At 67.0% G+C, this 267-nt stretch carries 1 protein-coding gene; it reads right to left on the reverse strand.

What is annotated here, in order from left to right; all coding sequences use genetic code 11:
* Window positions 1-267 (reverse strand): IS5/IS1182 family transposase (locus IG78_RS0141315; RefSeq protein WP_030575087.1); only part of this gene is annotated, 267 nt, incomplete at both ends.

Raw genomic sequence — 267 nt, forward strand, 5'->3', positions numbered from 1 at the left:
GAGGCGATGGTGATGGCGGCTTGGTAGGACTCACGGGTCTTGTCATAGCGAGTGGCCAGGCCGCGCCACTGCTTGAGACGGTTGAAGCAGCGCTCAACGCCGTTGCGGTGGCGGTAGGTGCATCGGTCGAAGCCGGGCGGCCGGCCGCCCCGTGTGCCGCGGTTCAGTCGGCCGGGGATCTGATCGACGCGTTCGGGAATCGTGTGCGGGATGCCGCGTCGTCGCAGGTAGGCACGGATCCTTCGAGAGCTGTAGCCCTTGTCGGCA

The sequence above is a fragment of the Streptomyces aureocirculatus genome, from assembly GCF_000720475.1.
In the GTDB taxonomy this organism is placed as follows: Bacteria; Actinomycetota; Actinomycetes; order Streptomycetales; family Streptomycetaceae; genus Streptomyces; species Streptomyces aureocirculatus.